The following is a 15,496-nucleotide window of genomic DNA, read 5'->3' as shown; positions in this document are numbered from 1 at the left end:
TCGCCCTGCCCGGCGGCGGCTGGGGGCCCGACGGCGCGGCGGCCCCGCCGTACGCGCGCAACGCCGCCGCCGAACAGGCCCTGGACCCGGGCCGGTTGACCCGGGCCCCGGCCGATGCCTGGCGGCACGCCGACCGCCCCGGCTTCGCCGCCTGGCCCGCCCGCGGCGACCGCACCGGCGACGAGGCCCTGCTCCGCCGGGCGCTGGCCGTCTGGGCCCGCCCGGGCAGCACGGTCCGGGTGACCGCCACCCCCGGCACGCACACCGGGCCCGCCGCCGGGCCCCCGCAGCTGCTGTACGCGGGCGAGGTCGACTCGGCGGTGGTCGTGCTGCTCCACGACGGGCTGCGCGTCGTCCGGTACGCCGAGCCGAGGAACGGCGACTCCGGGGCGGCCGCCCTGGACTTCGCGCGGGCGGACGCGGCGGACGCCGACACGGCGACGGCGGTCGTCGTCGGCCGTACCGACGGCAACGTCCGCTATCTGACGGCCCCTTGGGTCACCTCGGCGGCCGTCCGCGACCTGCTCGCACCCGGCCGGGCCGTCCAGCCGCTGCGCCGGGGCGCGGACGGCGTGACCGACCCCACGGCCGGTCCGGCGACGGCGGGCGACTGCCGCTCCTGGCCCGTGCTCCAGCTGGGCGGACGGCTGGCGACCGACCTCGGCGAACTCGTCCCGGCCCGGCTCACCGGCGGGGCTCCGGAGAAGGGCGGGGCGACAGATCCCTCCGCCCTCTCCGCCGCCGAGCGTGCGGCCTGGGCACACTCCGCCTGCCTGCTCCCCACCCTGCGCTCGCAGGGCGTCCGGTCCGTCAACGCCTGGCAGTTCGCCCGCCAGCCGCTGCCCGGCGGCGCCGGCACCGCCGAGTGGCTCTGCACCCGCGCCGAGACCTGGCGCGGCGCGGGCAGCCGCGCGGTCACCCAGTTCCTGCCCCCCGGCTCCCGGCCCGCCGCGCAGGCCGCCGTCGTCGCCCGCGCCGAGTCCACCCTCGCCTGCGGCACCCGCGAACCGCACGCCCTGGCCGGGGCGTTGTGGAAGACGCCCGCCGGGGCCTGGTACGCCCTCGGGGCGGGCAGCCCGGACATCGTCTCGATCACCGCGAAGGGCGGTGTCCGGGGCACCGGGACGGGTCCGACGCTCGCCCTTCCGGCACGGGAGGGGGCGGTGGCGGAGCTCAGTGGGCGGCTGCGGGGCGGGAAGCGGGTGGCTCCGCTGCGGTGAGGCGGTCGGCCCCGCGGCCCCTGCGGCCCCCGCGGCCCCCGTGGTCACCACGATGCCGCCAGCGCCGTCGCCGCCTCCGTGAACGGGCCGTCCGCGGGCTCCTCGTCCAGGATCCGCCGCAGGACGGCCGCGACGCCGTCGTCGTGCGCCGCGCCCACCGATGTCAGCGCCACAAACGTGTGCACCAGCTGCAACTCCAGTTCCGCGCGCGGGATATGCCGCCCGTCCGGCCACCACCGTGCCGTCGTCTCCGCCAGCGAGATCCACGACCGCAGCACCACCTCCAGGCGCGGTCCCGGCGTCTCCACCCCCAGGTGCCCCAGCAGCTGCCCGTACGCCGCCTCCCGCACCTCGTCGATCAGCTCCGGGTGCCCCCGCAGCAGCGTGAACCTCCCCGTCCCGTGCTCCTCCACGAAGTCCAGGAACCGGCCCGCCACCGCCAACAGCCCCTCCCCCGGCGGGACTTCGCGCGACGCCGTCAGCAGCTCCGTCAGGTCGTCCGCCGCTCGGCGCAGCGTCGCCTCGTAGAGGCTCTGCTTGCCCGCGAAGTAGTGGTAGACGAGGGGGCGGGAGATGCCGGCCGCCTCGGCGACGTCGTCGAGGGAGACGGCCTCCGGGGGGTGTTCGCTGAACAGTTCCAGGGCCACCGCGACGAGTTGTCGGCGTCGCTGGTCCGTGTCCATTCTGCGGCGGGGCCGGGAGTTCATGCGGGCATCCTAAGCGGTTGGTTCCGCTTGGGGGTTGGGTGCCCCCGGCCCGCCCTTTCACCGTTTCTGCGGGAGCTGCGCCCCCGCACCCCCGCGAGCGCGCCTGCGGCGCGCGTCCTCAAGCGCCGGACGGGCTGATTTCAGCCCGTTGGGGGTGCCCCCTCTGGGGGAGTTTGAGGACGCACCCCCGCAGGCGCGCTCAGGGGGTGCGGGGACCGGGGCACCTCCGCACCCCCACCTGCAGCGCCACCGCCGTATCCGCCGCCACCGACGCCGTGAACCGCCCGTCGCGGCCGACGCGCACACGGCGTCCGCTCAGTACGTCGCAGTGGTCACCACTCGGAAGCGCCGTGGCGAAGGTCCGCTTCACCACCCCCCGCCCGTGGTTGATGACCACATACCCCTTCCCACCCCGCCCGAAGGCAACGGCGTCCCCACCGTCGTCCCACCACCGAGTGACCCCGGTGCCCCGCACCGCATTGCGGAAACCGACCATCCGAGCGGTCTCGGGCAGCCGGTGCTCGCACGTCCACCCGTCCTTGCCGCATGCGGCAACCGCACCGCCGGCAGGCGGCCCCGCGTCGCGGTCGGTGAAGGTGTAGCCGGAGTGAACGTCCGGGGAGCCGTAGGGCAGGGCGAGGAGGGCGACGTTGGCGAGGGCGTAGGCGGGCCCCATGGTGCGGTTGAGGGTGCTGCCGTCGCGTTCGGTGTCCCAGTTGTCGACGAAGACGGAGGCCTGGCGGCCGGGGATCCAGCCGCGGGACTCGCCGAAGGTGCGCAGTTCGGAGAGGTGTCCCTGCCCCGGGGTCATGACGCGCTTGAGCTCGCGGGCGTAGCGGAACTCCTGGACGTCGCCGGTGCCGAGGTACTCCTCGGGCTGGACGGCCTCGCCGGCGCCGTGGATGGTCTCCTGCTTCCAGTAGACGTCGGGCTTGTGCAGCCGGGACTTGACGGCCGCGAGATCGGCGGCCGGCATGTGCTTGGCGGCGTCGATGCGGAAGCCGTCGACGCCGAGGGAGAGCAGGTCGTCGAGGTAGCGGGCGATGCGGTCGCGGACGGCCTCGCTGCCGGTGTCGAGGTCGGAGAGGCCGACGAGTTCGCAGTTCTGGACGTCGTCCCGGCTGGTGTAGTCGGAGATGGGCTTACGGCAGCGGTGGAAGTCGGCGTCCCGGTACGTACCGGGGTAGTCGTACTTCGTATACGGCGTGTCGCCGGTGCCGGTACCTGAGCCGGCGGACATGTGGTTGATCACGGCGTCGACGACGACCTTCACCCCGGCCCGGTGGCAGGCGCGCACCATGTGCGTGAACGCGGCCCGGTCGCCGAGCCGTCCGGCGATCCGGTGACTCACGGGCTGGTAGGAGGTCCACCACTGCGGGCCCTGGATGTGTTCCTGGGGCGGGGAGACCTGGACGTAGCCGTACCCGGCGGGGCCGAGGGACGCGGCGCACTCCCGGGCCACGGAGTCGTACTTCCACTGGAAGAGCACGGCGGTGGTGTCCCGTCCGCCCGGCGCGGCGGCCCGCGCCTCGGGCGCGGTCACCGAGGCTCCCGCCAGCAGGGTGAGGACGGCGGCCAGTGCCCTCCGTACGGTGCGCGGCATGACGACTCCCGGGGGGGGTGGTGGTCGTGGGAAGAGTGCTGCAAGGGCTGCAAGAGCTGCAAAAAGCCTGAAAGAAGCCTGAAAGAAGGCGGCAAGAACAGCGGGACCCGCCGCGCCACGAGACCGTACGAGCCCCTCCCGCACCGGTCAACCCCTGGGGACACACTCCGGTGACATCACGGAAATCTCTGCTTTCCCTCCTTGCAAGGTCTTTCGCAAGAGATTGCAGCCTGTTAGCTTCCTCCTCAGCCCAGGGCCACCCGTTCCAGGACCGGCCCTCGTGAAGAGGAGAACCGTATGCGAAGAGGCATATCGGTCGCCGCCGTCGTCGGTGTGCTGGCCCTGACCGCGACCGCCTGTGGCAGTGACGGCGGTGACGGGAGCGACGGGTCCAAGGCGGCCAAGGATCCGGGCGGTGTGAGCGGCACGGTCACCTGGTGGGACACCTCGGACGCCACCAACGAGGCGCCCGCCTTCAAGAAGCTGGTGAAGGACTTCGAGGCCAAGTACCCGAAGATCAAGGTCGATTACGTCAACGTGCCCTTCGACCAGGCGCAGCAGAAGTTCAAGACGGCCGCGTCCACCGGCAAGGGTGCCCCGGACGTACTCCGCTCGGACGTCGGCTGGACGCCGGGCTTCGCCCAGCTCGGCTACCTCAAGGACCTCACCGGCACCCCGGCCCTGGACAAGCAGGACGACTTCCTCGAAGGGCCGCTGAAGAACGCGGCGTACGAGGGCAAGACGTACGGCGTCCCGCAGGTGACCGACACGCTCGGGCTGCTCTACAACAAGGAGCTCCTGGCGAAGGCGGGCGTCGACAAGCCGCCGGCCACCTGGCAGGAGGTCAAGGACGCCGCGAAGAAGATCAAGGAGAAGGCGGGCGCCGACGGCATCGGTCTGAGCCCGGACAGCTACTACTCGCTGCCGTTCCTCTACGGCGAGAAGAGCGACATGGTCGACGCGGCCGCCAAGAAGATCACGATCTCCGACGCCGCGTCCCGCAAGGGCATCGAGACCGCCGTGGACCTGGTCAAGTCCGGTGCGGCGCCCAAGCCGGCGGGCACCGACGGGTACAACGCCCTGAAGACGGACTTCAAGAACGGCAAGCTGGCGATGCTGATCGACGGCCCCTGGGCGACGAAGGAGATCTTCGGCGGCGAGGCGTTCAAGAAGAAGGAGAACCTGGGCATCGCGGCCGTGCCGGCGGGGTCCACCGGGGTGGCGGGGGCTCCGGTGGGCGGCCACAACCTGGTCGTCTACGCCGGTTCGAAGAACTTCGACGCGTCGTACCTCTTCACCCAGTTCATGACGGGCGCCGAGCGGCAGACGGAGGTCTCGAACGCGATCGGGGTGCTTCCGACGCGCAAGGCGGCCTACACCCAGGAAGTGCTGGCCGATCCGGTCCGCAAGTCCTTCCACGAGGCGCTGGACAAGGCCCACCCGAGGCCGCCGATCCCGCAGGGCGGCGACCTGTTCACCGTGTGGCTCCAGCACTACACCAAGATCCTGACGCTCAAGGAGGAGCCGCAGGCCGGTCTGGACGCCACGGCCAAGGAGTGGAAGTCCGCCCTCCTCAAGGACTACGCGGTCCAGGAGTAATGCCGTGACCGCCGCCGTGACCGTGACCGCGCGCCCCCGTCTGCTGACCCGGGCCCGCCGGTCGTTCGACACCCACTGGTACGCGTGGGCGATGGTGCTGCCCGTGGTCGTCGTCCTCGCCGTGCTGGTGGGGTATCCGCTGGGCCGGGGCATCTACCTGTCCCTCACCGACGCCAACGAGGCCAACATCGGCCGGACGATCGGTGTCAACCACATCCCCTCGACGTACGAGTTCGTCGGGCTGGACAATTACTGGAAGGTGCTCTCCGGCCAGGAGGGCCACTTCTACGGCCGGCTGGGCTGGACCGTCGTCTGGACGGCCGCCTGCGTCTTCCTGCACTACACGATCGGCCTGGGGCTGGCCCTGCTGCTCAACCGCAGGATGCGCTTCCGCGGGCTGTACCGGGTGCTGCTGATCCTGCCGTGGGCCGTGCCGGCGTTCGTCGCCACCTTCTCGTGGCGGCTGATGTTCAACGAGAAGTACGGCGTCCTCAACGCCATGCTCGACTCGCTGGGCATGGGCGCCGTGGACTGGCTCGGCGACAGCACCCTCCAGAAGATGGCGGCGGTCGCGGTCAACGTGTGGCTGGGTGTGCCGTTCATGATGGTCGCGATCCTCGGCGGTCTCCAGTCCATACCGGGCGAGCTCCACGAGGCCGCCGAGATGGACGGCGCCACGCCCTGGCAGCGGTTCCGGCACGTCACCCTGCCCGGACTGCGGCCGGTGAGCGGGACGGTGATCCTGCTCGGCACCATCTGGACGTTCAACATGTTCCAGGTCATCTACCTGCTGATCGGGCAGGGCGCGAGCTCCGAGAGCGAGATCCTGGTGACGTACTCCTACCGGCTGGCCTTCCAGGGCGTCCGGGACTACGCGGGGTCGGCGACCTACGGGATCCTCATCCTCTCGCTGCTGCTGGTGTTCGCCGTGTTCTACCGCAGGCTGCTGGCCCGGCAGGAGGAGGCCCGATGAGCGGCACCGTGAAGTCCCGTGCCCGGGGCGAGCGTTCCCGCGGGGTGTCCGTCGCCCTGCATGCGACGCTGGTCGTGGCGTCGCTGATCTCCCTCTTCCCTGTTCTGTTCATCGTCTTCGTCTCCCTGCGGGGGCGGGACGGCTGGCAGGAGCCCACCCGCTTCGACGGGTTCGGGTTCGGGAACTACACCCATATCTTCGAGGAGACCAAGTTCCTCACCTGGTTCGGCAATTCGCTGATCATCGCGCTCGGCGCGACCGTCGTCGGGGTGCTGATCGCGGCGAGTGCCGGGTACGCCGTGTCGCGCATGCGGTTCCCCGGCAACCGGCCGCTGATGTGGACGTTCCTCGTCGTGCAGATGTTCCCGATGGCGGTGCTCATCGTGCCGCTCTACAACATCCTCGGGCAGATGCAGCTGCTGGACTCCTACGGCGGCTTGATCCTGACCTACTGCTCGATCTCCGTGCCCTTCTGCGCCTGGATGCTCAAGGGGTACTTCGACTCCATACCCGCCGAGATAGACGAGGCCGGGCGGGTCGACGGGCTCTCGCCCTTCGGCACCTTCTGGCGGCTCATCCTGCCGCTGGCCCGGCCCGGGCTGGCCGTCACCGGCTTCTACTCGTTCATCACCGCCTGGGGCGAGGTCGCCTTCGCCAGTCAGTTCATGAGCAGCGAGGAGCATTACACCCTGGCGGTGGGGCTCCAGACGTTCGTCGGGCAGCAGAAGGCCGAGTGGGGGCTGATGACGGCGGCTGCCGTGCTCATCACTGTGCCGGCGGGGCTCGCGTTCTTTGTCGCGCAGCGGCATCTTGTCGCGGGGCTGACGGCCGGCGGTACGAAGGGGTAGCCCTCCGGGCGGGGTTCGCCCCGGGCCCTCCCTTTCACCGTTTCTGCGGGGGGTGCCCCGCGCCCCCGGTGAGCGCGCCTGCGGCGCGCGTCCTCAATCGCCGGACGGGCTGTTCAGCCCGTCCGGCGATTGAGGACAAGCGGCGAAGCCGCTTTCAGGGGGTCTGGGGGCTTGCCCCCAGGAATCGGCGAAGGGGCGGGACCGGGGCACCTCCGCCCGAAGGGCCACCCCCCTCCACACCACCACCACCGATAGGACCTACATGACCCAGAACCTCGCGCCCACCCCCTCCACCGCCCACCACGACACCCCGTCCGCCCAGGACGCCTGGTGGCGCCGCGCCGTCATCTACCAGGTCTACGTCCGCTCCTTCGCGGACAGCGACGGCGACGGCATCGGCGACCTGCGCGGGATCCGGGAGCGGCTGCCGTACCTGGCGGAGCTGGGGGTGGACGCGGTGTGGCTGACGCCGTTCTATGCGTCGCCGCAGGCGGACGGTGGGTACGACGTGGCGGACTACCGGGCGGTGGACCCGCTGTTCGGGGATCTGCGGGACGCGGACGACCTGGTCAGGGAGGCGCACCGGCTGGGGCTGCGGATCATTGTGGACATCGTGCCGAACCACACGTCGGACCGGCACCAGTGGTTCCGGGAGGCGCTGGCGGAAAGGCCGGGAGGGGCGGCGCGGGCGCGGTACCACTTCCGGCCGGGGCGGGGGGCGGGCGGGGAACTGCCGCCGAACGACTGGGAGTCCGTGTTCGGGGGGCCGGCGTGGACGAGGACGGCCGGCCCGGACGGCACGCCGGGCGAGTGGTACCTGCACCTGTTCGCCCCGGAGCAGCCTGACCTCAACTGGGAGAACGAGGAGGTGCGGGCGGAGTTCGAGTCGGTGCTGCGCTTCTGGCTGGACCTGGGCGTGGACGGCTTCCGCATCGACGTGGCGCACGGCATGGTCAAGGCGCCGGGCCTGCCCGACATCGGCCGAAAGGAACAGGCCAAACTCATCGGCGCCCAGGTGCTGCCGTTCTTCGACCAGGACGGCGTCCACGAGATCCACCGCTCGTGGCGGCGGCTCCTGGACTCGTACGAGGGCGACCGGATCGGGGTGGCGGAGGCGTGGGCGCCGACCGCCGAGCGGCTGGCCCTGTACGTCCGGCCGGACGAGCTGCACCAGGCGTTCAACTTCCAGTTCCTGACCTGCGCGTGGGGCGCGGAGCCGATGCGGGCGGTGATCGACGAGTCACTGGCGGCGACCCATTCCGTGGGCGCGCCCACCACGTGGGTGCTGTCCAACCACGACGTGGTGCGGCACACCACCCGGTACGGCGGCGGGGAGCACGGCGCCCGCCGGGCCAGGGCCGCGGCGCTGCTGATGCTGGCGCTGCCCGGCTCGGCCTACGTCTACCAGGGCGAGGAGCTGGGCCTGCCGGAGGTCGTGGACCTGCCGGACGAGGTGCGGCAGGACCCGGCGTTCTTCCGGGGCGACGGCCAGGACGGCACGCGGGACGGCTGCCGGGTGCCGCTGCCGTGGTCGGGCGAGGAGGCTCCGTACGGCTTCGGTCCGGGCGGCAGCTGGCTGCCGCAGCCGGCGGAGTGGCGGGGGCTGTCGGTGGAGGCGCAGTCCGGCGACCCGCGGTCGATGCTGGAGCTCTACCGGTCCGCGCTGGCCCTGCGCCGCACCCTGCCCGGGCTCGGCAACGGGGAGATGGAGTGGCTGGCGGCGCCGGAGGGGGTGCTGGCGTTCTCCCGGCCGGGGTTCGTCTGCACCGTCAACACCCTGCCCAAGGAAGTGGAACTTCCTGTTCCGGGACGTCCCGTGCTCGCCACCTCCGCCCTGGAGTTCGGCCGGGGAGCCGTGCGGCTGCCCGCCGAGTCCTGTGTCTGGTGGGAAGTCTGAGATGCGACCGGTACAGTCACCTCCCGTGACCGCACGGCTGGCCGATATCGCAGCCCAGGCGGGTGTCAGCGAAGCAACCGTCAGCCGCGTCCTCAACGGGAAGCCGGGGGTCGCCGCCTCCACCCGCCAGTCCGTGCTGGCCGCGCTCGACGTGCTGGGCTACGAACGGCCCGTGCGGCTGCGGCAGCGCAGCGCCGGGCTCGTCGGGCTGATCACCCCCGAGCTGGAGAACCCCATATTCCCGGCCTTCGCCCAGGTCATAGGGCAGGCGCTGACGCGCCAGGGCTATACGCCCGTGCTGGCCACCCAGACCCCCGGCGGCTCGACCGAGGACGAGCTCACCGAGATGCTGGTGGACCGGGGCGTCTCCGGGATCATCTTCGTCTCCGGCCTGCACGCCGACACCTCCGCCGATATGCAGCGCTACGCCCAGCTGCGCGCCCAGGGCGTGCCGTTCGTGCTGATCAACGGCTTCTCGGACGAGGTGCGGGCGCCCTTCGTCTCCCCCGACGACCGGGCCGCGATGCGGCTCGCCGTCACCCATTTGGCGGAGCTCGGCCACCGCAGGATCGGGCTGGCCCTGGGCCCCCGTCGTTACGTGCCGGTACAGCGCAAGATCGAGGGCTTTCTGCGGAGCATGAAGGACCAGCTCGGCGTGGAGTCGGACGACGCACAGCAGTTGGTCGAGCACTCGCTGTTCACCCTGGAGGGTGGTCAGGCGGCCGCCTCCGCGCTCCTGGACCGCGGCTGTACGGCCGTGGTGTGCGCCAGCGACATGATGGCCCTGGGCGCCGTCCGCGCGGCGCGCAGGACGGGCCTGGACGTGCCGCGCGACGTCTCCGTGGTGGGCTTCGACGACTCCCCGCTCATCGCCTTCACCGATCCGCCGCTGACCACGATCCGCCAGCCCGTCCGCCCCATGGGCCAGGCCGCGGTACGGGCGCTCCTGGAGGAGATCTGCGGGACGCCCGCCCCGCACAGCGAGTTCGTCTTCCTCCCCGAGCTGGTCGTCCGCGGGTCGACCGGGTCCGTCCCCGCGGCCCGTACGGGCGTCTGAACGGCATCCGCGCACCAGGCCGAAAGCCGCCAAACCCGACTTGGGGTTGATCTGCGCTCCGGCCGACTCTGGCACACTGTGGGCCTATGGGTGAAGCGACAGCAAGGACCCTGGAAGGCCGCACGGCCACCCCGCCGCCCAACGGGGAACGCGGGGACAGGCCGCCTGCGGACCAGCCGCCGCCGCGCAGGCTGCGCACACCGCGCCGCCCGCGGCTCTGGTTCGAGGTGCTGCTCATCGCGGTCAGCTACTGGGTCTACTCCCTGGTGCGCAACGCCGTTCCGGAACAGCGGGCCGACGCGTTGCGCAACGCCGACTGGATCTGGCGCACCGAGCAGACCCTCCACATCGCCGTCGAGCACTCGGTCAACAAGGCCGTGAACTCCGTGACCTGGCTCATCGTCGGCATGAACTACTACTACGCCACCCTGCACTTCGTCCTCACCATCGGTGTGCTCGTGTGGCTCTACCGCTGGCACCCCGGCCGCTACGCCGCCGCCCGCCTGGCCCTCTTCGCCACCACCGGTGTGGCCCTCCTCGGCTACTACCTGTATCCGCTCGCACCCCCGCGGTTGATGGACGGGCCCGGGTTCGTCGACACCGTCGTCGTGCATCACACCTGGGGGTCGATGGCTTCCGGGAACCTCGCCGATGTGTCCAACCAGTACGCCGCCATGCCGTCTATGCACATCGGGTGGTCGGTGTGGTGCGGGGTGACTATCGCGGTGCTGGCGCGGCCGGTGTGGGTGAAGGTGCTCGGGGCGTTGTATCCCGTGGCGACGCTTGTGGTCATCGTGTCGACGGCCAACCACTTCTGGTTGGACGCGGTGGGTGGGTTGCTGTGCCTGGGGTTCGGGTTCGGGTTGTCGTACGTGTGGTACGGGACGTTTCCGTATCGGCTGGCGCGGCAGGTGGCTGTTCGGTAGGGGTGCCCCGGTCCCTCCCCCAGAGGGGGCACCCCCCTACCCCCCATAGAACCGCTCCTCAACCACCGCCCGAGCCCGCCGCGTAACCCGCCGGTAGTCGTCCAGCATGTCCCCGACATGCCCCGGCTCATACCCCAGATACCGCCCCACCGCAGCCAACTCCCGCGGATCCCCGGGAAACGTATCCCCCGACCGCCCCCGCACCAGCATCACCGCGTTGCGCACACTCGTCGCCAGCACCCACGCGTCATCGAGGATCCGCGCCTCGTCGGCACCGAGGAGCCGGGCCGCGCAGGCAGCGGCGAGCGCCTGACGCGTACGGGGAGTGCGCAGGCCGGCGACCGCGTGCGCGTGGCGCATCTGGAGGAGCTGGACGGTCCATTCGACGTCGGAGAGGCCGCCGCGGCCGAGCTTGGTGTGGGTGGTGGGGTCGGCGCCGCGGGGGAGGCGTTCGGTCTCCATGCGGGCCTTGAGGCGGCGGATCTCGCGGGCGGCGTCCTCGGCGAGGCCGTCGGCGGGGTACCGCAGCGGGTCGATGAGCTCGATGAAGCGCCGGCCGAGGTCGGGGTCGCCGGCGACGGGCTCGGCGCGGAGCAGGGCCTGGCTCTCCCAGACGAGGGACCAGCGGCGGTAGTAGGCGGCGTAGGAGGCGAGGCTGCGTACGAGCGGGCCGGACCTGCCCTCCGGCCGCAGGTCGGCGTCGATGAGCAAGGGCGGGTCGGAGGTGGGGAGTTGGAGCAGCCGGCGCATCTCGTTGGCGACGGCGAAGGCGGCCTTGGCGGCCTCCTCCTCGCCGACGCCGTCGCGGGGCTCGTGGACGAGGAGGACGTCCGCGTCGGATCCGTAACCCTGTTCGCAGCCGCCGAAGCGGCCCATGCCGATGACGGCGAACCGGGTGGGCAGGGTGTCGCCCCACTCGGCCCGGACGGCGGCGCGCAGGGCGCCCGCGATGGCGGCGGCGTTGAGGTCGGAGACGGCCCGGCCGACGGTGTCGCAGCGGCTGCCGTGGTCGCGGGCGGCGGGTCCGGCGGGCGGCTCGCCGTTGGCCTGGCCGGCGCCGTGCGGTCCGGGGCGTCCGTAGGCGCCGACGATGTCGGCCGCGGCGGTGCGGAACAGTTCCCGTCGGCGGACCCCGCGCACCGCGACGATGGCCTTCTCCGCGTCCTCGGCCCGGCCGACCGCGGCCAGCGTCTCCTGCTCCAGCGCCTCCCGGTCGCGCGGGCGCAGGCCCTCGGGGGCGCCGAGGAGAGCGACCGCCTCGGGGGCGCGCAGCAGCAGGTCGGGGGCGAGCCGCCCGGCGGACAGGACCCGGGCCAGGTTCTCCGCGGCGGCGCCCTCGTCGCGCAGCAGCCGCAGGTACCAGGGGGTCTTGCCCAACGCGTCCGACACCTTGTGGAAGTTGAGCAGTCCGGCATCGGGATCTGACGAATCGGCGAACCAGCCCAGCAGCACGGGCAGCAGCGTACGCTGAATCGCCGCCTTGCGTGTCACTCCCGAGGCAAGCGCCTCCAGATGGCGGAGCGCGGCCGCCGGGTCCGCGTAGCCGAGGGCTTCCAGGCGCTGTCCCGCGGCCTTGGGGCTGAGCCGGATCTCGCCGGGTTCGAGCTGGGCGACGGCGTCCAGCAGCGGCCGGTAGAAGAGCTTTTCGTGCAGCCGCCGCACCTCGCGGGCGTGCCGCCGCCATTCCTTGCCCAGTTCGGTGACGGGTTCGGTGCGGAACCCCAGCGACCGGCCGAGGCGCCGCTGCTCCGCCTCCCCCTCGGGCACGAGGTGGGTGCGGCGCAGCCGGTGGAGCTGGATGCGGTGTTCCATGGCGCGCAGGAAGCGGTAGGCGGCGTCGAGGGCGGCGGTGTCGGCCCGTCCCACGTAGCCGCCGGCGGCGAGCGCGGCCAGGGCGTCGAGGGTGCTGCCGCTGCGCAGCGTGGCGTCGCTGCGGCCGTGGACGAGCTGGAGGAGCTGGACGGCGAACTCGACGTCGCGGAGGCCGCCGGGGCCGAGCTTGAGCTCGCGTTCGAGCCGGTCCGCGGGGATCGAGGCGACGACGCGGCGGCGCATCTGCTGCACGTCGGGGACGAAGTTCTCGCGCTCGGCGGCCTGCCAGACGAGCGGGGCCACCGCGTCCACGTAGCCGCGCCCCAGCTCGGGGTCGCCCGCCACGGGCCGGGCCTTGAGGAGCGCCTGGAACTCCCAGGTCTTCGCCCAGCGCTGGTAGTACGCGAGGTGGCTGCTGAGCGTGCGCACCAGGGGGCCGTTGCGGCCCTCGGGGCGGAGGTTGGCGTCGACGGGCCAGATCGTGCCCTCGGGCGTGATGTCCGAGCAGACGCGCATCATGCGCGACGCCAGCCGGGTGGCCGCCTGCAGCGCCGGGCCCTCGTCCGCGTCGCCGCGCGCCTCCGCCACGAAGATGACGTCCACGTCCGAGACGTAGTTGAGCTCGTTGCCCCCGCACTTGCCCATGCCGATCACGGCGAGCCGGCAGGATGCCGCGTCGTCGGGGTGCTCGTCGCAGGCGATGGCGAGGGCCGCGCGCAGCGTCGCGGTGGCCAGGTCGGCCAGTTCGGCGGCGGTCTCCGCCACGTCGGTGCTGCCCGTGACGTCCCGGGCGGCGACGGCGAGCAGGCAGCGGCGGTAGGCCGCCCGCAGGGCGTCGGACGGGGTGAGCCCGCGCTCCCGGCCGGCCGCGCACCCCTCGGCCAGGGCGCGCTCGAACTCGGGGGTGCCGGGGTGCAGATCGGCCGATTCGAAGGCGTCGAGCGCGTGCCAGTGGTCAGGGTGCCGGGCGAGGTGGTCGCCGAGCGCCTCGGAGACGCCCAGCACCCCCAACAGCCGGTCGCGCAGCGGTTTCGCGGCGCCGAGGGTGTCCAGCAGCGTCCGCGCCTCCCGGTCCCCCAGCGCCTCGGCGAGCCGCGCGAGCCCGTGCAGCGCGAGGTCGGGGTCGGCGGTCGCCCCGAGCGCGTCCAGCAGTACGGAGTCGTCCCGCACCACCGCGAGCCCGTCCGCCTCCAGCAGCCGTTCGGCCCCGGCCGGATCCGTGAACCCACTGCGCAGCAGCCGCGTGTACACACTGCCGCGGCGCCCTTCCGGGACGGTCATCCCGCTACCTCCTGCGTGGCGTTCGCCGTTGTCGGTGGTTCCGCACGTCGGGTGGCGGGCCGCCCGCCGCGTCCGCTCCCGGGCGCCCGCCCCCCCCGATGTGCCCGCGTGTCCGCAGGACTACAGCACCGGCAGCATCTTCCGGAGTTCGAACGCCGTGACCTCGGAGCGGTATTCCTCCCACTCCTGCTTCTTGTTGCGCAGGAAGAAATCGAAGACGTGCTCGCCGAGGGTCTCGGCGACGAGTTCGCTGCGCTCCATGAGCTCGATGGCCTCGCCCAGGTTCTGGGGCAGCGGCTCGATGCCCATGGCCCGGCGCTCGGCGTCGGAGAGCGCCCACACGTCGTCGTCGGCGCCCGCGGGGAGTTCGTACCCCTCCTCGATGCCCTTCAGACCGGCGGCGAGGAGGACGGCGTAGGTGAGGTAGGGGTTGGCGCCGGAGTCGATGGAGCGGACCTCGACGCGGGTGGAGCCGGTCTTGCCCGGCTTGTACATGGGGACGCGGATGAGGGCGGAGCGGTTGTTGTGGCCCCAGCAGATGTAGGAGGGGGCCTCGCCGCCGGCGCCCGCGGTGCGCTGGGAGCCGCCCCAGATGCGCTTGTAGGAGTTGACCCACTGGTTGGTGACGGCCGAGGTCTCGGCGGCGTGCCGCAGCAGCCCCGCGATGAAGGAACGGCCGACCTTGGAGAGCTGGTACTCGGCGCCGGACTCGTGGAAGGCGTTGCGGTCGCCCTCGAAGAGGGAGAGGTGGGTGTGCATACCGGAGCCGGGGTACTCGGAGAACGGCTTGGGCATGAACGTGGCGTGCACGCCCTGCTCCAGGGCCACCTGCTTCATGACCAGGCGGAAGGTCATGATGTTGTCGGCGGTGGAGAGCGCGTCGGCGTAGCGCAGGTCGATCTCCTGCTGGCCGGGGGCGCCCTCGTGGTGGCTGAACTCGACCGAGATGCCCATGGATTCGAGCATGGTGATGGCCTGGCGGCGGAAGTCCATGCCCACGTTCTGCGGGGTGTGGTCGAAGTAGCCGGACGAGTCGGCGGGCACCGGGCGGGTGCCGTCCACCGGCTTGTCCTTGAGCAGGAAGAACTCGATCTCGGGGTGGGTGTAGAAGGTGAAGCCGAGGTCGGAGGTCTTGGCGAGGATGCGCTTCAGGACGTAGCGGGGGTCGGCGTACGAGGGCGAGCCGTCCGGCATCAGGATGTCGCAGAACATCCGGGCCGTGCCGGGGGCCTCGGCGCGCCACGGGAGGATCTGGAAGGTCCCGGGATCCGGCTTGGCGATCATGTCGGATTCGTACACACGAGCGAATCCCTCGATCGCGGAGCCGTCGAAGCCGATGCCCTCGTCAAACGCCTGTTCAAGTTCCGCCGGGGCGACGGCGACCGACTTCAGATAGCCGAGCACATCGGTGAACCACAGCCGCACGAAGCGGATGTCGCGCTCCTCAAGGGTGCGGAGCACGAACTCCTGCTGCTTATCCATAGCTACCTATCCTCGCTGGTCAGGCCGTCCGCTCCCGGCCGCGGGGCAGGCCGGGGGCACATCAGCATCCCACCACACGATTTCGGACGCG

The 15,496-nt window shown here is 72.0% G+C and carries 9 protein-coding genes and 2 pseudogenes; 7 read left to right on the top strand and 4 right to left on the bottom strand.

The features are described 5' to 3' along the window. Positions 1-1,220: pseudogene (locus HN013_RS02020) on the top strand (hypothetical protein); the annotation flags it as partial. Between the two features lie 44 nt (positions 1,221-1,264). Here the strand turns inward: HN013_RS02020 and HN013_RS02015 are convergent. Next, a complete protein-coding gene (locus HN013_RS02015; protein ID WP_171162196.1) occupies positions 1,265-1,927 on the bottom strand; it encodes a TetR/AcrR family transcriptional regulator in 663 nt (220 codons plus the stop codon). Positions 1,928-2,132: 205 nt separating this feature from the next. Then, a pseudogene (locus HN013_RS02010) lies at positions 2,133-3,530 on the bottom strand (alpha-amylase family protein); the annotation flags it as partial. Positions 3,531-3,827: 297 nt separating this feature from the next. On the opposite strand from HN013_RS02010, the gene HN013_RS02005 reads away from it, so the two are divergent. From HN013_RS02005 to HN013_RS01980, 6 genes are all read left to right on the top strand, one after another. Beyond that, entirely contained in the window at positions 3,828-5,129 is a 1,302-nt protein-coding gene (locus HN013_RS02005; RefSeq protein WP_171162192.1) for an extracellular solute-binding protein, read from the top strand. Positions 5,130-5,220: 91 nt separating this feature from the next. Continuing rightward, positions 5,221-6,102 carry a carbohydrate ABC transporter permease gene (locus HN013_RS02000; RefSeq protein ID WP_212763865.1) on the top strand — a complete coding sequence of 294 codons (882 nt, stop codon included), beginning with the start codon at positions 5,221-5,223 and terminating at the stop codon, positions 6,100-6,102. Beyond that, the gene (locus HN013_RS01995; protein WP_171162188.1) at positions 6,099-6,950 is read left to right on the top strand and encodes a sugar ABC transporter permease; all 852 of its coding nucleotides are present in this window, start codon (positions 6,099-6,101) and stop codon (positions 6,948-6,950) included. The genes HN013_RS02000 and HN013_RS01995 overlap by 4 nt, the downstream gene beginning before the upstream one ends. Positions 6,951-7,212: 262 nt before the next feature. Beyond that, the gene (locus HN013_RS01990; protein WP_171162186.1) at positions 7,213-8,847 is read left to right on the top strand and encodes a glycoside hydrolase family 13 protein; all 1,635 of its coding nucleotides are present in this window, start codon (positions 7,213-7,215) and stop codon (positions 8,845-8,847) included. A 25-nt stretch (positions 8,848-8,872) separates the two neighbouring features. Beyond that, positions 8,873-9,904, top strand: coding sequence for a LacI family DNA-binding transcriptional regulator (locus HN013_RS01985; protein WP_312018462.1), 1,032 nt, complete (start codon positions 8,873-8,875; stop codon positions 9,902-9,904). 86 nt (positions 9,905-9,990) lie between these two features. Beyond that, positions 9,991-10,830: a phosphatase PAP2 family protein gene (locus tag HN013_RS01980; protein WP_171162182.1), complete on the top strand. Its 840-nt coding sequence runs from the start codon at positions 9,991-9,993 to the stop codon at positions 10,828-10,830. Positions 10,831-10,866: 36 nt separating this feature from the next. Here the strand turns inward: HN013_RS01980 and HN013_RS01975 are convergent, their stop codons facing one another. Further along, positions 10,867-13,923, bottom strand: a complete 3,057-nt coding sequence (locus tag HN013_RS01975) for a bifunctional [glutamine synthetase] adenylyltransferase/[glutamine synthetase]-adenylyl-L-tyrosine phosphorylase (RefSeq protein WP_171162180.1) — start codon at positions 13,921-13,923, stop codon at positions 10,867-10,869. Between the two features lie 120 nt (positions 13,924-14,043). Beyond that, entirely contained in the window at positions 14,044-15,405 is a 1,362-nt protein-coding gene (gene glnA, locus HN013_RS01970) for a type I glutamate--ammonia ligase (RefSeq protein ID WP_099200781.1), read from the bottom strand. Positions 15,406-15,496 lie beyond the last annotated feature (91 nt).

The sequence above is a fragment of the Streptomyces sp. I05A-00742 genome, from assembly GCF_013055795.1.
GTDB lineage: Bacteria > Actinomycetota > Actinomycetes > Streptomycetales > Streptomycetaceae > Streptomyces.
The sequence above is the reverse complement of the archived record's forward strand: the minus strand, read 5'-3'. Positions and strand labels throughout refer to the sequence as shown.